We start from the raw sequence: 17964 nt of genomic DNA, 5'->3' as shown, positions 1-17964 counted from the left end.
CGCCGGCGGATAGCTCACTCTGTCCGCCGGCGTCGCCGTATCCACCCGCACCCCACTGACGAGGAGCACCATGACCAACATCGGCACCGCGCCCCTGCCCCGCGAACCCTACGCGGGCATGCCCGAACTGCCCGAATTTACCCTGACCTCCACCGACATCCAGGACGGCGGCACCGCCCCCGAATGGATGCGCTCCGCACTCTTCGGCATTGCTGGTGGTCAGGACCGCTCCCCGCAGCTGTCCTGGAGCGGATTCCCCGAAGGCACCAAGTCCTTCGTGCTCACCTGCTTCGACCCGGATGCGCCGGTCCCCAGCGGCTTCTGGCACTGGACCGTCTCCAACATTCCCGCCGACGTGACCAGCATCGACACCGGCGCGGATGCACCCGCCGGTGCCCTGACGCACCGCAACGACGCCGGTGTGGCGGGCTTCCTGGGTGCTGCACCTCCGGCTGGTCACGGCCCGCACCGCTACATCTTCTGCGTCACCGCCGTAGACGTGGAGAAGCTCGACATTGACGAGAACGCCACCCCCGCCGTCGTGAACTTTAACCTGCTCGGCCACGGCCTGGGCCGCGCGTTCCTGACCGTCACCTACGCGGAACCGGCAGCCTAGCGCGTAGCCCTAACCAGCACCGATACACCCCACCACCGAAGGCAAACACTGCATGATTAAACTCATCGCCAGCGACCTGGACGGCACCCTCATCGGACACGACTTCCGGTTCCGCCCGCGCACCCTGCGCGCCCTCGAGGCCGCCCGCGCCGCCGGAATCGAGATCGTCTTCGTCACCGGCCGCCCGAGCCGCTGGCTCACGCCCCTGCGCGAACAGACCGACTTCGACTCCTACGCCATCTGCTCCAACGGCGCCGTGGTGTACCACCTGGGCGCGAACGAGGTGGAAGAAGTCAACGGCGCTGATCCCGCGGTGATTGCCCGCGCCCACGAACTGCTGGAGCCCATGTTCCCCGACGCCACCTACACCCTCGAAACTGTGGACACCGTCTACATTCAGGGCCCGCACAACGGTGGCGAGGTGCTTGAGGGCGCCCGCGTGGTGGAGGCGAAAATCGCCGAAGCGCTCGAACGTATCGGCTCGACCCCGGTCATTAAGTATCTGATTCGTGTGCCCGGCATGGACCCGGATATTCTGCAGGCGCGCGTACATCAGGCGGTCGGTTCGCTGGTGTCGGTGACCCGCGGCGTGGTCGGTGAGCCGCTCGTGGAGATGGGCTCTAAGACCGTGAATAAGGGCCGGATTCTGGAGAAGTTCGCGGCACGCCACGGCATTGAGGCGCACGAGGTGATGGCGTTTGGTGACATGCCGAATGACGCAGAAATGCTCTGCTGGGCGGGGGAGGGCTTCGCTATGGCGTCGGGTCAGCCGGCACTCATTGCGAAGGTGGGGCGCACCTGCCCTCCCTTCGATGAGGACGGTGTGGCGCAGACGATTGAGGCGATGCTCGCCGAACGGTCCTAGCCGTCTAGTACTAGCCAGCCGGCACTAGCTATCCAGCACGAGCGGCTGGGGTGCGCGGCAAAGGTATCCTCCGCAGACATAACTCAGACATAAACTTTTATGTCTACACATAAAAAATTTGAGTCTAGACATAAAAATTTATGTCTAGACTCAAATTTTTGTGTCTGATTTACATCTGATTTGTGTCTGAACAAAATGGCAGTTGTGTGTAACGCCTAGAAGACATGAAAGCGGCCCGGATGGAAACCAATCCATCCGGGCCGCTTTTCTACAGCCTACGCATCAGGAGCATCACTCCCAACGGGCGGTGAAGAACTTAGTGTCCCTCAGCGCTCTTCTCAGGGTCGAAGGGCTCCAGCGGGTCGCCAGCAGCCTTCGTGTACTTCGCAATGAAGGTCATCAGGTGGAAGATAATCAGGGTCGCAGCGGTACCCAGAGCAATACCGGCGAAGGTCATCCCATCGAAGGTCCAGGTGTAGTCCGCGATACCCACGATCAGCGCCACAGCGGCGGTGGTCAGGTTGATCTGGTTCGAGAAGTTCACGCGGTTCTCGCTCCAAATACGAACGCCGAGCATACCAATCATGCCGTACAGTACGGTTGCGGCACCGCCCAGAACACCCGCGGGAACGGATGCAATAGCCGCGCCGAAGCCCGGGAAGAGAGACAGGACAATCGCGAAGATAGCCGCCACCCAGTACGCCGCGGTGGAGTACACCTTGGTCGCAGCCATAACGCCGATGTTCTCAGCGTAGGTGGTGGTACCCGAACCGCCACCCATGCCTGCGATGGTGGTTGCCAGGCCGTCCGCCATGAGGGCGCGGCCGGAGTAGTCGTCCAGGTTTTCGCCGCTCATCTGAGCCACCGACTTCACGTGACCGATGTTCTCAGCCACGAGCACCAGAATCACGGGGATGAACAGGCCGGCGAGCTCCCAGTGGAACTCGGGGGTCTGGAACTGCGGCAGGCCAATGAAGCCCTGAGCCTGAACGGTCTCTTGAATCTTCTCGAATTTCACCTCGCCGCGAATCACGGCGGTAATGTAGCCGATGCCCACACCCAGCAGGATGGACAGACGACCAATGATGCCCTTGAACAGCACCGAAATCAGGATGATGGAGCACAGGGTCACCAGCGCGGTCACCGGTGCCACCATGAAGTTGTCCTTAGCGCTCTTCGCCAGGTTGAAGCCAATCAGCGCCACGATCGAACCGGTTACGACCGGGGGCATGAGCTTGGTCAGCCAGCCGGTGCCAGCGAACTGAACAATCAGACCGACCAGGAACAGCGCCACACCCGCCATGACGATACCGCCGAGGGCACCAGCGGGGCCGTGTGAGTTCATGGCAGCCGCCAGGGGCGCAATGAACGCGAAGGAGGAGCCCAGGTAGGAGGGGACGCGTCCGCGGGTAATCAGCAGGAACAGGATCGTGCCGATACCCGAGAAGAACAGGGTGGTTGCCGGGGGGAAGCCGGTAATAATCGGCACGAGGAAGGTCGCGCCGAACATTGCGACCACGTGCTGCGCGCCGATGCCGATGGTAATCGGCCATGCGAGGCGCTCGTTCGGGGCAACAAAGGAACCGGGCTTGATGCTGCGGCCGTCGCCGTGGATCGACCAGTCAAAGCCGAGAAGCTTAGAGATGCTCAAAGGGAGCTCCTGAGGTGAATGTGGTGGTGTATAAAATTCCACATAATTCTACGCGTATGCGGGTGTGGGTCACAGCTAAACGGCTGTAAATATGAGCAGGGATACGTTGAGCGGGGCATATATTCTCTTATGATGAGCCCCAAACCCCTAATATATAGCCCAGAATGCATCAATACCCCGTATATGCAATTCAAAGCATATACGGGGTATTGATGCAAAGAGCGAATAAAAACACTCGCTATACGTAGCTCATTAGCTTAGAGAGCGTCACGCAGGTTCTCCAGGTGATCGTAACGCGCCAACTCATATCGCAGGTGACCTTCGGTCGGCGACTGAACCGGCAGGAACGACGCCTCACGCAGGCGACGAGCAGTCGGGGAAGTAGCCACGTAACCGGCGCCTCCAACAACCTGCAGCTCAAAGTGAGTAGCAATGGTTGCAAAGTGCGAAACACCCAAACGCAAGCTCAGCAGGTCACGACGCTCAGCACGCTCCGGCTCAGACGCCAGGCGAACCAGTTCCTCACGCAGGCTCTGGTACTCCGTCAGAATCAGCGGGAACTCAGGACGGAACACACCCTGGGAGACGTCCAGATGCTTAGCAGCCTCCTGTAGAGCACCAGCGGCAAGACCCAAGCAGAACGACGACTGAACCAGCAGGAACGGCGCGGTCACATCGTGCAGGAACGCCTCAATGTTGTCGCTGAGAACATCCTCGCTCGGAACGAAAACGTCCTCGAACTTCAGGGTGCCGGACTCGGTGCCGTTCAGCGCCAGCAGGTTGCGGTGGTAGTCAACGCTCAGACCCTCGACGTCCTGGCGGACCGTCACGATGTAGCGGTTCGGGTGGCTTTCCGGGGCGTTCTGCACAGCCACCGGAAGAACAATCACGCCGCCCGGGTACAGGTTCGACGCCCACGACACAGAACCGTTCAGCTTCAGACCGCCCTCAACGAGGGTACCCTCCACCTTGATCGGTGCCAGACCCGAAGCCTCCTTGTACGCCGCCGCCATGGCGGTAGTGCCGCTGACGGTCGCATCCGCCAGACCGGCGGGCAGCTCGCGGCCCACAGCGTCAAAGAACGCAATGGTCGAGCGGTGAGCCCACAGGGAGAACGCCGTGGAGGCGTCCTCGGTGGCAAGGTCGAAAGCCACCGAAACCTGGGGGACCAGGGAACCGCCGTCGCGGCCCAGGGTAATCAGGCCGTCCTTAGCGATTTCACGCAGGTTTTCGAAGGGGGAACGCTCGCCGCGGTCAACAGCATCTGCGTGGGTTCGGGCGAGTGCGAGCACCTGCTCGCGCTGGGGGTAATCGTAGAGGGGTTCGAGAGTGAACTCGGACATGGGGTTTCTCCTAAGCGGGGAGCATCGCGTCTATGCGTGCAGCTTGAACAGTCGGTCAATGGGGGTGCTGACGGCCTTACGGGCGCGAACAACAGCTTCTTCGTCGGGTGCGTCGTAGAAGCAGAGGCACTTGGCGGTGTCTTCGCGAACGTAGGTGCGCAGGAAGGAAACCTCGGGTACTTCAGCGTACTTGGGGGCGTTTGCCTTCTTGCGGGTCAGGTACTGTTCCATAGTGATCTCTGCGGGGATGTCCCACTCAACCAGGTAGTCTGCGTCCTTCTTGAGCTTCTTGATGTCTTCGAGCTCTGCGCCGACCAGGCGGACTGCGTCGGGGCCTGCGACGGCTGCGCGCTCACCGATTGCTGCGGCGAGGTCGGGGCCGAATGCGGTGTTCTCGGATTCGACGATGACGAAGACGATCTTGTGGTCTGCGGAGACCTGGGTTTCGATGAGCTCGGCGCCGTTGGTCAGGGACGAGTTGACGGTCTCGATGAGTGCGGTTGCTTCGTCCTTGGACGGCTGTGCGGGGGTCAGTTCTACCAGGTAAAGTGCCATGATTTTCTCCTCGGCTAAGGGTTGAAGGGTCGTGCCGGAAGGGGTTTTCCGACTCGTTCTGGAATCACCTTAGACCTGTGGTTGAGGGCTGTCTAGTAGATTTCTGTTCGTGGCTTAATGCGTCCCTTTTTGACCCTGTATGTCGTCATGTGCGTTCATGTGAAGAAATAAATCGTCACAGTCCCGCGCAGTAGTTTCGCGCGTGGGAACCCGCCTATGGTCGCAAAATTTTCACGCGGGTTATCGAACCCGATGGCGCATCTATCCGCGTCGTCCTGCTCGTGCCGCAAAGTCGTCGAGGGCGCGGTTGAGAGCGGGGACAGTCCACACTTTTTGCCCCTGAATTTTGACGCGTTCTTCACGCAGAATCTGCAACTCCACCATGCGGTTGAGGAGGCGGTACACGCTGGCTTTCGACCCCTGCGTGTGCTCCTCCACCATGCGCGCGGTGAAGGCGGGCTCGGTGCAGCACAGGTCGGCGAGGGAACGCAGGAGAGGGGTTTTGCGCTGGGCAATGGACAGCACCTCATCGCGCAAGATTTCAATGTCTTGCGCCAGGATTTCTGCGTTGGTGATTGCCTTCTGCGCGGCGTCGATGAAGAGCTCGATGATGGGCTCAGCATCGCCTGCACGGTAGTCGGTGAGCGCCTGAATGTACCCGTCAGTATCGTGCAGCAGCCCGGAGGAGATGGGCAGAATCACGTGGCGAGTGACGCCGCAGGCGAGCAGGAGCGCGGAGATGAGGGCTCGTCCGGTTCTGCCGTTGCCGTCGGTGAAAGGGTGGATCGTTTCAAATTGGGCGTGCGCGATAGCCGCCTGTGCGAGGGGGTCAATATCGCGGCGGTTCATGAAGGCTACAAGGTCTTCGAGGGCGGCAGGAACCCGCTCGTGATGCGGTGCCACATAGTCGGCGGCGACGGGTGAATCACCCTTAATCCACACCCACTGGGTGCGGAGTACGCCGGAGTCCTGCTGCAGGCCGCGGGTCAGTTCGCGGTGCATCGCGAGGATATTATCGACGCTAATGTTCTCTGCGGTGTTCAAGGCTGCACGCATGGCGTGAACATTGCGCGCCACCAGCTCGGCGTTAACGCCGACCTTCGACCCGCTTGCACCCAGGACAGCTAGCGAGAGCCTGCGTGCGCTAACGGTAAGGTTTTCAATCTGTGAGCTGGAGGCGGATTCGCCGCGCAGAAGAACTGCCGAGAAGGGGATGCCGCCGATGTGGTGGAGTCGCTCATCGAAGCGGGTCATTGCGGTGGCGTTCTCTTGGAGGCGCACTCGCAGTGCGGGGCTGAGTTCGACGTTGAGTGCGGCAATGGAAGCGGGTACGGCGCTGGAGAAGGTGCCGGAGTTGCGGCGCGTTGCGCGTCGGGAGGCGAGGGCGTCCCGGTGAACCCAGGGGGTTTGCGGCTCCCATGTGAGGGCGGGCCAGGTGGTGGCTGAGGGCATGGTTCCTCCTCCTGGGTGTCGTTAATGCTGGTCGTGCTTGAGGGGTCTTAATAAGACAATACACTTCAATTTTCTTATTAAGGCGCTTAATAAGAAAATCTGCGCGGATTGTCTCATTAAGGAACATGCTCCGAACGCCCCTCCTGAACCCCCCTCGACATTCCGGGGCTCCGACTGCCGGGAGCATACACCGGGGCATACACTGGAGCATGTACCAGGGCGTACAGCAAGGGCCCTGAACCCTTGGTAATTCAAGGATTTGGGGCCCTCACATCTACACGCTCACGCTGCCCGAAGCAGCGAGTTGGCAGTGTAGATAAGCAACTTTGTGGCTACTTCACGCCGCGCATCATCTTCTGAACCGGCTTGTGCACCAGGAACAGCAGCACACCGGTCGCGATGGTGATAATACCCATCCAGGTGAAGTAGGGAACTTCAGTTTCCATGCTGTAGAACTGAGCCAACCAACCCGACAGCACGGTACCCATTGCCACGGAGGTGAAGTACAGCGCCATCATGTTCACGCGGTGCGCCTTCGGTGCGAGCTTGGTCGCCAGCGAAATGCCCACCGGGGAAATAATCAGCTCAGCGATGGTGCAGACGAATAGAATCAGCACAATCCAGCCGACGTTCACGCTCTGAACACCCGCCTGAGCGAGGAAGATCCAGAACGCCAGGCCAATAATAATCAGCGCTGCGGAGAACTTCACGGTGGTCACCGGCTGGCGGTCACCCCACTTGGTCCACAGGGCGGAGAACATCATGCCGAAGACGATGATGAAAATCGGGTTGATGGAGTTGACCAGGTTCGGGCTCAGTTCCATGCCCAGGATGTTCCAGTTGAGGCGCTCATCCGAGTACACCGCCATGACGGTGAACTGCTGCTGGTACAGTGCCCAGAACACGGCGTTTGCAATCCACAGGGGAATGAATGCGGTGACGCGGGAACGCTCATCAGCGGTGACGTCCTTGGCGGTCAGCATCTGTGCGAACAGGGCGATAGCGCCGATGAAGATGAAGCCCATGACCCAGTTCTTGAGGTTGTCTGCGGTCATCAGGCCGGTTGCCAGCAGGATGCCGAGAACGACGACGATACCGACCAGTGCCAGGAAGAAGTTACGCTTCTGGGCGCCGGTGAAGGGGGTGCCCACGTGGTGTACGGAGGCGGGCAGGTTCTTGCGGGTCAGCGAGTACTGAATCAGGCCGGCAGCCATACCGATTGCGGCAAAACCGAAGCCCATGTGGAAGCCCCAGGTGCTCCAGCCCCAACCGGTCAGGATCGGGCCGAGCAGTGCACCGGTGTTCACACCGATGTAGAAGATGGTGAAGCCTGCGTCGCGGCGTGAGTCGTTGTCGCTGTAGAGCGAACCGACCAGCACGGATGCGTTACTCTTCAGACCGCCGGAGCCGATAGCGACCAGCAGCAGACCAATCACCACGCCGGGCACGCCGGGGATGAGGGAGAGGGAGATGTGACCCGCCATAATGCCGATGGCGGAGTAGAAGAGGGTACGCTCGGGGCCGAGGATGCGGTCACCGAGGATACCGCCGAGGATTGCCATGAGGTACACGACTGCACCGTACGCGCCGATAACGCCGGTGGCGAGGTCCTTGTCGAGGCCCAGGCCGCCCTTGTCGGCGGTGTAGTACAGGTAGTAGATCATGATGCCCTGCATGCCGTAGAAGGAGAAGCGCTCCCACATTTCTACGGTGAACAGGTTCGCGAGCATGCTCGGGTGGCCGAAGAAGGTCTTGGTTTCCTTGGGTTCGGCACCTGTGATGGTGTGAGACATGGTGGTAATTCTTTTCTGTGCAAGCCCGGGGTTCTGTGTGACCCGGGCAATATGTGTTTAAGTCTATACCCTTGTGGGTGCATATGTATACATATTGTGTTCATGTATTTCAAAGATTGAACTATCAATCAGTGCATGAAAAATCATTTCGATTTTTTCGTATGCATCATTTCCGAGTCTCACAAACCCCCAAATACCGGGCTAGATGCGCCGCACACCCCCAAAGCGATAGAGTGGAACCACAACTATGCCCACCCGGCACCCCGTCGTGCCGACCGGCTCATTTTTAACCATTTCAAAGGAGAACCCCATGACCGCTGTACCCCAGGTTGACCCCCGCGACGTTCCCGCAGGCGCAACTATCATCGACGTGCGTGAAGACTACGAGTGGGAGGGCGGCCACGCCACCGGCGCCAAGCACATCACCCTCGGCACCATCGCTGAGCGTCTGGAAGAACTGCCCGCACCCGGCGAAGACTTCTACGTCATCTGCCACGGTGGCGGCCGTTCGAACCGCGCGGCAACCTTCCTGCGCGAACACGGCTACGCCGCACACAACATTGCGGGCGGCACCAGCGCATGGTTCGCTGCCGGTCTGCCGATGACCAGCGAAAACGGCGAAGCACCCGCAGTCGTTCACTAAACCGCCAGTTCGCCTGTACGCCATACAATGGAGTCCGTGACTGAAACTTCCGCGGACCGTATTTTTTCTACCTCGAACGCTCCCGCTTCTGCGTCCCCTCATGCCCTGCCGAGTATTCTGCAGAGCATCCCGTGGGATGCGCAGACGCGGGAGCTTGTCGTGCGCCCGCTTCCTTTCGCGGTGAACTGCGAGGAGGCGTACCCGCTGCTGAGCGGTGGCGCTGAGTATTCCTTCTGGCTGGATTCGGCGCGTGAGGAGTCGCCTATGTCGGTTGCCTCGTATGTAGGTGTGGTCCCGGCGCAGCTGTCGCCCTTGCGCGTGGATTCGGCGCGTGCGGCGGCTGAGTCTGGCGGGGAAGACCCCTTCGCCCAGTTGGAGGCGGCGCTCGCCCGCGCACCGCGCGTGCACCCGGATACCGCGGCGGCAACCGGTCTGCCCGCGGGTTTGCGTGGCGGTTACGTGGGCTATTTCGGCTATGAGGCGCGTGCCGCCATGAGCCTGGAGCACGGCCACCCGGTACCGGGCTACCTGCCGGCGCATGAGGCGCCGACCCCGGATTCTCTGTGGTTGCCGGCGGTCCGCTACCTGGTGCATGAGCATGCCCGCCCGGGGGCTGCGGCGCGTAGCTGGCTGGTGGGCGATGAGTCGTGGTGTGAGGCGGCGGAACAGCTGCTGAGCGCGGCGCTGACTGCGGCGGGGGAGTGCGCCTCCGAAAATACCCCCGTCAACGCCCCTGACAATACCCCTGAGCTCGCCGAGCTCCTGCTCTTCCCGGCACCCGCAGCGGAAGCCTACATGGACGCTGTTCGCGCTAGTCAGCACGAAATCTACGAGGGTAACAGCTACGAGGTGTGCCTGACCGCGCAGACGGTCGCGCGCATCCAGAATCCGAGCCCGGAGCTTTTCTTTGAGCTGTACCGCCGCCAGCGCGCCCACAATGCGGCACCCTATGCGGCGTACCTGCGGTGCGGTGATTTTTCGGTGCTCTCCTCCTCCCCGGAGCGTTTTTTGAGCGTGGATATGCACCGCAACGCGCAAACCAAGCCGATTAAGGGCACGGTTGCTCGCGGCGCCACCCCGGAAGAAGACCAGGCCGCCGCGGCGTGGTTGCGTACCGATGAGAAGACCCGCGCCGAGAACCTCATGATTGTGGATCTGCTGCGTAACGACCTGTCGCTGGTTTCCGAGCCGCACACGGTGCGCGTGCCGGTGCTCATGGGTGTGGAGAGCTACTCGACCGTGCATCAGCTGGTGTCTACAGTCAGTTCCCGTCTGCGCGAGGGAATTTCCGCGGTGGCCGCCGCGCGGGCGTGCTTCCCGGGCGGCTCCATGACGGGTGCGCCTAAGCCCTCGACCATGCAGATTATTGAGCGCCTGGAGAATCGCGCTCGCGGTGTGTATTCGGGTGCCCTGGGCTTTGTGTCGGCGGATGGCGCGGCAAACCTATCGATTGTGATTCGCACGCTCGTGGCGCACGATGACGGCACGATGACTCTTGCCGCCGGTGGTGCGGTGGTTGCCGATTCGGATCCTGCCGCCGAGTATGAGGAGATGCTGACGAAACTGCACGCCGCCTTGCCGCCGTCGGTGGGCCGCGTGGTGGAATAGCCTAGCGCCGGGATAACGCGGTAGTGGGATAGCGCAGGATAGCCTGCGCCGCCTGCACGTGAGCCGCTACACTGGAACTATGACTAAGCTTTCTGAAAACCTCCCCATTGAAGAAGCCCGTGAACGCCTGCGCCAGCTGATTATGGAGCTGGCTGTGGTGCGCGGGCACGTGGTCCTCGCCTCCGGCAAGGAAGCCGACTACTACGTTGACCTGCGCCGCATCACCCTGCACCACGAGGCTTCTCGCCTGGTTGGTCAGGTCATGCTGGACCTGCTGGATAAGAACGGCATCGAGTTTGAGGCCGCTGGCGGTCTGACCATGGGTGCTGACCCGGTGGGTACCGCGATTATGCGTGCTGCTGGCGATCAGGACCGTGCGATTGACGCGTTTGTGGTGCGTAAGGCTCAGAAGTCTTACGGCATGGGCCGTCAGGTGGAGGGCCCGAGCGTTGAGGGCCGTCGCGTGGTTGCTGTGGAGGACACCTCCACGACCGGCGGTTCTGCGCTGATCGCTGTTGAGGCGCTGCGTAAGGCTGGCGCTGAGGTTGTGGCGGTTGCTGTGATTGTTGACCGTGCGACCGGTGCGAAGGAGCATGTGGAAGAGGTTGCGGGCGTTCCGTGCCTGTACGCATACTCGAAGGATGAGCTGGGCCTGGACTAGTCTCTACTGGCTTGGACTAGGACCTCGTGAATTTTTAAGGCATTCCCGTTGCGGCGGGTGAACCCGTGCCGCTGGCTGCTGTGTGTGGCTGGTGGTGCGGGTTTTTGTCTGTAAGATGGCTCTGTGGGCGCCGGTTGTGGCGCTGGTTGTTGGCGTGAAGGTGGTTGTGATGGTTGAGAATCGTGAGGCGGCTGAGGCTGTGCCTGCGGAGGCGGCTGTAGCTGAGACTGTTGAGGGTACTGAGCAGGGTACTGCCCGTTTTGAGGTGGGTGTGGGCCCGTGGGAGGGCCCGTGGCCTGAGGGTGACCATTGGGATGAGGAGCTGCTGCGTGAGGGCGACCGCCGTAACGTGGTGGATAAGTATCGTTACTGGTCGATGGACGCGATTATTGCTGACCTGGATACGCGCCGCCATGATTTTCATGTGGCGATTGAGAATTGGCAGCATGATTTGAATATTGGCACGGTGGTGCGCACTGCGAATGCGATGTTGGCGAAGGAGGTCCATATTATTGGGCGTCGCCGTTGGAATCGTCGTGGTGCGATGGTGACGGATCGTTATCAGCATGTGCGTCATCATCCGACGATTGAGGATTTTGTGGCGTGGGCGCAGGGTGAGGGTCTGGAGATTATTGGTATTGATATTTTTCCGGATTCGGTGCCGTTGGAGACGTATGATCTGCCGAAGAAGTGTGTGCTGGTTTTTGGTCAGGAGGGCCCGGGTCTGTCGGAGGAGTTGCATGCGGCGGCTAGGGATACTCTGTCGATTGAGCAGTTTGGGTCGACGCGTTCGATGAATGCGGCGACGGCTGCGGGTATTGCGATGCATGCGTGGGTTCGCCGCCATGTGTTTGGCCAGATTCCGTCGTAGTTTGGCGGCTGTTTATGAGGTGTTTAAAGGTTCCGATGCGTTGTGTGCGCGTCGGAACCTTTTTTGTTGGGGGTTTTTATTGGGGATTGGGTGATTTTTTGTTTGGGTGGGGTGTTGAGTTTTTCACATGAATGTGGGTACCTATGGGGTTTGGTTCGTTGTTTGTGGTGGGGTTGTGTGATGTTATCTGGATTTTTTGTCTTATAAATGTAGTAAATAATATTTGAATATATCTAAAGTGGGTAAATCACATATTATCACATAAGTGATTTAGGTCACTAAATAAATAGTCTAGGTGTGCTAGTGTTAATTCAAGTCACAGGGAATATGAGAATCGCACTCTCAATTTCAGTTTGGGGCATGCGAGATTTCCTGGCTTCGGCTCGCTAATGGTTGCGGGTTGTGGGTATGAATGACCGCGGCGTCATTCTTTTGAAAGGAGATTCTGATGAGGATCTTTAATAAGTCTCTTGCTGTTGCGGCCTGTGTGGCTGCGGTGACTTTCGGTGCGGTAGCACCTCCGGCACATGCGGGTGTTACTTTCTATTCGGATGCAAATTTCCTTGGGTCCCGCATGTACACCGGGACTAACCCTCATCTGGGTTGGATGAATGACCGTGCATCTTCATTGCATTCTGATGGATGTCGGTGGCGCTATTACGAAGACAGCCACTATAGGGGTCGCAGGTTTGATTCTTCTTCCGACCTCAACTATCTGCGGGGTCTAAGCCATGCAGGTCTCCATTGGGGTGAGACCTGGGATGACCGGATTAGCTCAGTTATGCATGTGGGTTGCTAAGTGAATGGTGGTAGAGAGACAAGATGCTTTCCTGCTTTAAGTTTCTCTTCCATTCTGAAAGGAGGGTGTGCTTTTGCATAAAAGTAGTGCATTCACAATCACTGCCCTAGCAGGCGCGCTTTTGCTGTCTTCATGCGCTCAGGGAGGTGCCTCAAATTCTGAGTATAAAGCCAGGCTCGATTACGCGAATAATTTGATTACTCTTCCCCTGGATGAGTATGACTATGACGATGCGTCAAGGGCTGTAATTAATGAGGCGACCGCCCGTATCATGCAAGTATGTTACGTAGCTAAGGGATACTCTGATGCTGTCCCTGCGTTCTCTGATGATCAGCACAGCAATATATATGGTGCCTGGAATGTTGAATATGCCAAGAAGTATGGATATGCCAATGAAGAAAAGGCTCGAGAGGCTTATATGAATGCAGAGAAAATACCGGAAGATATTAGACGGCAATGTCGCAAGGAAAGTGCCAATCAGTTGAAAGAAATTGAATACGAGAATGACAATGACTCTTTCGCTTACCGGCTTAGACAGGAAGCCTATGCGAGTGCGAAAAGTGATCCGGAATGGAATAAAGTTCGCTCTGAATGGTGGAGCTGCCTAGAGAGCAATGGGTTAACACCACGTAAGGATGACCAGGCGTGGGGTAGTCAAGAGACGTCCAATATTGACGTAAGTTCTAAGAGTGAGGAGGAAAAAACTCAAGAAGTGATTCGCCTCGCAACTATCGAAGCGGAATGTAACCAGAAGGTTGGTATGGCTCAGCGTCTGGGTGATATTGAGGCGTCCTATCAGGGGCCTCTCATTGAGAAGAATCAGGCGAAGCTCAATCAATTGAAAGAAGAGAAAGAAAAGCATGTGGCGAGGGCGCGTGAAATTATCGCCACTAGTCAATAACACATTCTGTTTGAACTGAACAGTGCAACTAATAATTGTGATGGAGGAGCCCAATGTTTGTGGGCTCCTCCTGACTTTCTTGATTGAAAGGAGTTGGTAACAATGAAGAAATCTTCTGCCCTACTCGCCTGCTTTGCTTTAGCTTTAAGTTCCTGTGCCGCTGCGCCTAAGGATACTAGCCTCAAAGCCCAGCTGGATTTTGAAAATAACTATATTACTCTTCCCCTCGACGAATACGATATGAGTGACCAGGCCGAAGATATAACATATAGGGCGTATTTGTTGATTCTTAAAGAGTGCTATGCGAAAAAAGGATACGATTTTGAAATTCTAGAAAACGGCTTGGTTTCTGGCAACGCCTCCCAGTACGGCTCCTGGAACGTGAAGCATGCGGCGAATCATTTTACGTCCATCCAAGTCAGAGATGAGCAGGAAAGGATTTATAAGAGCATCCCTGAAGACGTCAGGGCCAGCTGCCGCGAAGAGCATCGGGAAGAACTGGATATGCTCTATTTTGATGAGGATGATGAGAAAAAGTACCGCCCCGTCGAGCGTATCCGTAGTGAAGCGTACATGCGTGCGCAGGCTGACCCCGAATGGAAGAAAGCCCGCTCAGATTGGTGGGACTGTCAGCGTCAGGAAGGGTTGACGCCTCGCACCGGGGACGGTGAATGGACGAGCAAAGAAACGGCCAGTCTGAATGCTGATGATCCCAAAGTGTTGGAGGAGGTTATCCGCCTGGCAACCATTGAAGCTCAATGTAGCGAGAAGGTGAGGTTGGCCCAGCGTCTGGGTGATCTTGAGGCGTCTTATCAGGGGCCTTTGATTGAGAAGAATCAGGCGCTGCTGAATGAATTGAAGGCTGAACGTGATGCGAAGATAGCGAAGGCGCGCGAAATTATTGCCACCCACCAGTAGCCGCATCCACCTGAAAGGCAGAACGGGCGAACCAGCCGCAGAATGCCCACAAGTTGCCCATAGAAAATCCGTGCATAAGAAAATCGCACAAGAAGGAGCCGGGGAGTGTCACACTCCCCGGCCCTCACTTTATTCACTCTCAACCTCGCAGCCTACGCCAGCGCACCTACAGGCTCGCCAGCTCAAGGCCACTCAGCGTCAGGCTGCTAAGCCCTTTAGCCCACCGGAACGTTAACGTTCACCAGCGAGTACAGATCCTTCGGATCATCCGGGCTAGCAACCAGGTCAATGAACTGCTGCAGGTCGGTGTCCTGCGTAGCCGCACGGGCATAACGCAGACCCGAGAAGTCAGCAATCGCGAAGCCCACCGAATCAAACAGGGTAATCTGCTCATCCGACACGCGGCCCGGCTCCTCACCGGTCAGAACCTTCCAGAACTCCACCACGGGGAAGTCCGGGTCCTTCTGCTGAATCTCGCCCTCAATGCGGGTCTGCGGCGGGAACTCAACAAACACGGTGGAACGGTCCAGAATTTCGCTTTCCAGCTCAGTCTTGCCGGGGCAGTCGCCACCAATAGCGTTCAGGTGCACGCCGGGCTTCACCTGGCGGTCCAGCAGAACCTTCGCCTGCTGCTTATCGGCGGTGCAGGTGGTAATAATGTCGGCACCCTCAACAGCCTCGTCCACGTCCTTAGCCAGGTGGATGCGGAAGCCCAGCGGCTCCAGGTTGCGGCGGAACTTCTCCATCGCGTGCGGATCAACGTCATAGACGGACAGGTCCTCAATGCCGAGCACAGCGCGCATACCCAGCGCCTGGAACTCAGACTGAGAGCCGGTACCAATCATCGCCATCTTCTTCGAATCCTTGCGTGCCAGGTGCTTAGCAACCATGGCGGACACGCCAGCGGTACGCAGCGCGGTCAGCAGGGTCATCTCAGCCAGGAACACCGGGTAGCCGTTGTCCACGTCAGCGAGCAGACCGAACGCGGTCACAGTCTGGAAACCGCGTGCCGGGTTCGACGGGTGGCCGTTCACGTACTTGAAGGAGTAGGTGATGTTGTCGGAGGTGGGCATCAGTTCAATCACACCGAAGGGGGTGTGGGAGGCGACGCGCGGGATCTTGTCGAAGCTCTGCCACTTCTTGAAGTCTTCTTCGAGGAAGTCGACCATGCCGGCAATGATGTTGCCTACGCCGTCCTTCTGAATCCACTTCGCCATCGAGGCGACGTCAACAAATTCCACCGCGTGTGCGCTAGGACGTTCAGTCATGATTTTCTCCTTTGAATATCTGCACAAAACTTCTTTGTGCATCTGGTGGTCACTGCGGATATCTATTATCTCAAAATATATTGCAGGACACACCGTATTAGAAATGCTATAGATATGTACTTTGCTTTATGTATTACACGGATGTAATACGGAAGCGAACACGAAAAGACGTGCAGGGAGGGGGTTCTAGAGTCTAGAGCTCCTGGAACCTACGGGCTAGGGTTTAGGACTAGGGTCTAGAACCCCCTCATCGCCTTCACCGGGATTCCGCCGGGGTATCACCGGGATCGGAAGCTGCCGGTCGGGTTAGTGTCCCTTCGGCTTGTCCTCATCCTCAAGATCCAGCTCACCCAGGTCAATGTGGGTACGAGGCTCCGAAACGAGCTTCTTCACCACCGGGCGGGCAGCAATCACAGGCACGGAACCGGTGTAGCCTTCACGGACGCGAGCAATCTCGTTGACGCGGTCACGAACCGTGTACCAGCCGATAATCAGCAGCGGGATAACCACCAGCAGCGATGCCAGGGTGTAGGTACCCACCGGGTAATCCAGAGCCATCAGCACCAGCACAACAGCGAGGAACACCATCACAGCCCAGTCGCTGAAGCGACCGCCGGGTGCGCGGTAGTTGGGGCGCTTGTACTTGCCCTCACCGACCATCTTCAGGTACTTCTGGTGCGACATTGCGATAGCCGCCCAGCTAGCCATGGTGCCCACCGACGCGATGTTCAGCACGACCTCGAACGCCTGCTCGGGAACGAAGAAGTTCAGCACAACACCGAAGAGGCCAACCACACCGGTCAGCAGAATACCTGCCACCGGAACGCCGGAGCGGGATACCTTAGTGGTGAACTTCGGCGCCGAACCCGCAACACCCATCGAGTGGAGAATACGGCCGGTGGAGTACAGACCAGCGTTCAGCGAGGAAGCAGCCGCGGTAATAACGACCAGCTGCATAATCGGTGCGGTACCGTCAATGCCGATCGAGTCGAAGAAGGTCACGAACGGCGACTCTGCATCCTTATATGCGGTGTAGGGCATGAGCAGGCAGAGCAGAACCACGGAACCAACGTAGAAGATCGCGATACGCCAGATCACGGTGTTGATAGCGCGGGGGATAACCTTCTCAACGTTCTTGGTTTCACCACTGGTGGTGCCGACCAGCTCAATACCGGCGTAGGCGAACACAACGCCCTGAACCACGATAAGAGCGGGAAGAATACCGTTGGGGAAGAAGCCGTCATTGGCTGCGATGAGTTCAAGGCCGGGGCGGACGCCGTTGATGGGTTCACCGAAGACCAGGTACCAGATACCTACCGCCATGAAGGACAGCAGGGCAAGAATCTTAATGAGTGCGAACCAGAATTCCAGCTCACCGAAGAGCTTCACGGAGATGAGGTTCAGGGCCACAGTGATGACAACGACGATGAATGCGCTGAGCCACTGGGGAATATCTGCGAAGAACTGGTTGTATCGACCGAACCAGCTGATGTAGATGGCGATAGCGGTGGCGTCTGCAACGGCGGTCATTGCCCAGTTCAGCCAGTACAGCCATCCGGATACGAATGCGGCCTTTTCGCCGTAGAATTCGCGGGTGTAGGAGACGAAGGAGCCCGAGGAGGGGCGGTGAAGAATCAGCTCGCCGAGAGCACGCAGAATCAGGTAGCCGAAGAAGCCGATGACGGCGTAGATGACGGCGAGCATGGGGCCTGCGTCCTGTAGGCGGCTACCGGTGCCCAGGAACAGGCCGGTACCAATAGCGGAACCGATGGCGATCATCTGGAGCTGACGTGCGCCAAGCCCCTTGTGGAAGCCTTCCTGTTCGTGTGCGAACGGGTCGTCTGTGGGGGGCTTGGTGTACTGATCCGCTGCAGAAGTCTGCGGGTTCTTGTTCGGTGAGGTGCTCATGCTATACCTCCTTGGATAGTTACGCCTGAAGCACGTGTTACATGAAATGTGGTTGGGAACACGTCTGTGAGTTGTAACGACTATAGCACGGCAATTTAGGTAAATATAACCC

Annotated in this window: 16 protein-coding genes; 9 read left to right on the top strand and 7 right to left on the bottom strand. The window is 58.2% G+C overall.

Translation table 11 applies throughout. The features are described from left to right. The first annotated feature begins 70 nt into the window (after positions 1-70). Together AB8C10_RS01040 and AB8C10_RS01035 are read left to right on the top strand one after the other, a co-directional pair. Complete coding sequence (locus AB8C10_RS01040; RefSeq protein ID WP_296548211.1) at positions 71-616, top strand: YbhB/YbcL family Raf kinase inhibitor-like protein; 546 nt, start codon at positions 71-73, stop codon at positions 614-616. A gap of 52 nt (positions 617-668) precedes the next feature. After that, positions 669-1481 (top strand): HAD-IIB family hydrolase, encoded by an 813-nt coding sequence (locus AB8C10_RS01035; protein ID WP_368866554.1) that lies wholly within the window; start codon positions 669-671, stop codon positions 1479-1481. 316 nt (positions 1482-1797) lie between these two features. Here the strand turns inward: AB8C10_RS01035 and AB8C10_RS01030 are convergent, their stop codons facing one another. The 5 genes from AB8C10_RS01030 to AB8C10_RS01010 form a co-directional block, all read right to left on the bottom strand. Then, on the bottom strand, positions 1798-3132 hold the full coding sequence (locus AB8C10_RS01030; protein WP_368866553.1) for a uracil-xanthine permease family protein: 1335 nt from the start codon (positions 3130-3132) through the stop codon (positions 1798-1800). Positions 3133-3389: 257 nt separating this feature from the next. Beyond that, positions 3390-4475 (bottom strand): acyl-CoA dehydrogenase, encoded by a 1086-nt coding sequence (locus AB8C10_RS01025; RefSeq protein ID WP_368866552.1) that lies wholly within the window; start codon positions 4473-4475, stop codon positions 3390-3392. A gap of 30 nt (positions 4476-4505) precedes the next feature. Further along, positions 4506-5030 carry a DUF4242 domain-containing protein gene (locus AB8C10_RS01020; protein WP_005507939.1) on the bottom strand — a complete coding sequence of 175 codons (525 nt, stop codon included), beginning with the start codon at positions 5028-5030 and terminating at the stop codon, positions 4506-4508. Positions 5031-5291: 261 nt separating this feature from the next. After that, positions 5292-6482 carry a Fic family protein gene (locus AB8C10_RS01015; RefSeq protein ID WP_368866551.1) on the bottom strand — a complete coding sequence of 397 codons (1191 nt, stop codon included), beginning with the start codon at positions 6480-6482 and terminating at the stop codon, positions 5292-5294. Positions 6483-6814: 332 nt separating this feature from the next. Continuing rightward, positions 6815-8275, bottom strand: a complete 1461-nt coding sequence (locus AB8C10_RS01010; RefSeq protein ID WP_368866550.1) for a peptide MFS transporter — start codon at positions 8273-8275, stop codon at positions 6815-6817. Positions 8276-8585: 310 nt separating this feature from the next. Here AB8C10_RS01010 and AB8C10_RS01005 point away from each other — a divergent pair, with 310 nt between their 5' ends. The 7 genes from AB8C10_RS01005 (at position 8586) to AB8C10_RS00975 (ending at position 14676) form a co-directional block, all read left to right on the top strand. Further along, positions 8586-8918: a rhodanese-like domain-containing protein gene (locus AB8C10_RS01005; protein ID WP_005504230.1), complete on the top strand. Its 333-nt coding sequence runs from the start codon at positions 8586-8588 to the stop codon at positions 8916-8918. Between the two features lie 27 nt (positions 8919-8945). Further along, positions 8946-10526, top strand: a complete 1581-nt coding sequence (locus AB8C10_RS01000) for an anthranilate synthase component I family protein (RefSeq protein WP_368866549.1) — start codon at positions 8946-8948, stop codon at positions 10524-10526. A gap of 79 nt (positions 10527-10605) precedes the next feature. Further along, entirely contained in the window at positions 10606-11187 is a 582-nt protein-coding gene (gene pyrE / locus AB8C10_RS00995; protein WP_314925188.1) for an orotate phosphoribosyltransferase, read from the top strand. 115 nt (positions 11188-11302) lie between these two features. Further along, entirely contained in the window at positions 11303-12058 is a 756-nt protein-coding gene (locus AB8C10_RS00990) for a TrmH family RNA methyltransferase (protein ID WP_314925189.1), read from the top strand. Between the two features lie 448 nt (positions 12059-12506). Continuing rightward, entirely contained in the window at positions 12507-12857 is a 351-nt protein-coding gene (locus AB8C10_RS00985; protein WP_368482953.1) for a peptidase inhibitor family I36 protein, read from the top strand. Positions 12858-12924: 67 nt separating this feature from the next. Further along, positions 12925-13758: a hypothetical protein gene (locus tag AB8C10_RS00980; protein ID WP_368866548.1), complete on the top strand. Its 834-nt coding sequence runs from the start codon at positions 12925-12927 to the stop codon at positions 13756-13758. A 102-nt stretch (positions 13759-13860) separates the two neighbouring features. Next, positions 13861-14676: a hypothetical protein gene (locus AB8C10_RS00975; RefSeq protein ID WP_049342002.1), complete on the top strand. Its 816-nt coding sequence runs from the start codon at positions 13861-13863 to the stop codon at positions 14674-14676. Between the two features lie 215 nt (positions 14677-14891). Here AB8C10_RS00975 and AB8C10_RS00970 read toward each other — a convergent pair whose 3' ends face one another. Together AB8C10_RS00970 and AB8C10_RS00965 are read right to left on the bottom strand one after the other, a co-directional pair. Further along, positions 14892-15944, bottom strand: coding sequence for an ornithine cyclodeaminase (locus AB8C10_RS00970; RefSeq protein ID WP_005504242.1), 1053 nt, complete (start codon positions 15942-15944; stop codon positions 14892-14894). A 306-nt stretch (positions 15945-16250) separates the two neighbouring features. Beyond that, the gene (locus tag AB8C10_RS00965) at positions 16251-17852 is read right to left on the bottom strand and encodes an amino acid permease (protein ID WP_368866547.1); all 1602 of its coding nucleotides are present in this window, start codon (positions 17850-17852) and stop codon (positions 16251-16253) included. Between the last annotated feature and the right edge of the window lie 112 nt (positions 17853-17964).

It is taken from the genome of Rothia mucilaginosa (genome assembly GCF_964210535.1).
GTDB classification, from domain to species: domain Bacteria; phylum Actinomycetota; class Actinomycetes; order Actinomycetales; family Micrococcaceae; genus Rothia; species Rothia mucilaginosa_F.
Note: the sequence above shows the minus strand (reverse complement) of the source record. Positions and strands in the feature narration are given on the sequence as shown.

What these genes read in the sequence shown, in the direction of transcription:
- AB8C10_RS01040 (WP_296548211.1), top strand. Translation starts at nt 71, where the DNA reads ATGACCAACATCGGCACCGCGCCCCTGCCCCGCGAACCCTACGCGGGC.
- AB8C10_RS01035 (WP_368866554.1), top strand. Translation starts at nt 669, where the DNA reads ATGATTAAACTCATCGCCAGCGACCTGGACGGCACCCTCATCGGACAC.
- AB8C10_RS01025 (WP_368866552.1), bottom strand. Translation starts at nt 4,475, where the DNA reads ATGTCCGAGTTCACTCTCGAACCCCTCTACGATTACCCCCAGCGCGAG.
- AB8C10_RS01020 (WP_005507939.1), bottom strand. Translation starts at nt 5,030, where the DNA reads ATGGCACTTTACCTGGTAGAACTGACCCCCGCACAGCCGTCCAAGGAC.
- AB8C10_RS01015 (WP_368866551.1), bottom strand. Translation starts at nt 6,482, where the DNA reads ATGCCCTCAGCCACCACCTGGCCCGCCCTCACATGGGAGCCGCAAACC.
- AB8C10_RS01010 (WP_368866550.1), bottom strand. Translation starts at nt 8,275, where the DNA reads ATGTCTCACACCATCACAGGTGCCGAACCCAAGGAAACCAAGACCTTC.
- AB8C10_RS01005 (WP_005504230.1), top strand. Translation starts at nt 8,586, where the DNA reads ATGACCGCTGTACCCCAGGTTGACCCCCGCGACGTTCCCGCAGGCGCA.
- AB8C10_RS01000 (WP_368866549.1), top strand. Translation starts at nt 8,946, where the DNA reads ATGGAGTCCGTGACTGAAACTTCCGCGGACCGTATTTTTTCTACCTCG.
- pyrE (WP_314925188.1), top strand. Translation starts at nt 10,606, where the DNA reads ATGACTAAGCTTTCTGAAAACCTCCCCATTGAAGAAGCCCGTGAACGC.
- AB8C10_RS00990 (WP_314925189.1), top strand. Translation starts at nt 11,303, where the DNA reads ATGGCTCTGTGGGCGCCGGTTGTGGCGCTGGTTGTTGGCGTGAAGGTG.
- AB8C10_RS00985 (WP_368482953.1), top strand. Translation starts at nt 12,507, where the DNA reads ATGAGGATCTTTAATAAGTCTCTTGCTGTTGCGGCCTGTGTGGCTGCG.
- AB8C10_RS00975 (WP_049342002.1), top strand. Translation starts at nt 13,861, where the DNA reads ATGAAGAAATCTTCTGCCCTACTCGCCTGCTTTGCTTTAGCTTTAAGT.
- AB8C10_RS00970 (WP_005504242.1), bottom strand. Translation starts at nt 15,944, where the DNA reads ATGACTGAACGTCCTAGCGCACACGCGGTGGAATTTGTTGACGTCGCC.
- AB8C10_RS00965 (WP_368866547.1), bottom strand. Translation starts at nt 17,852, where the DNA reads ATGAGCACCTCACCGAACAAGAACCCGCAGACTTCTGCAGCGGATCAG.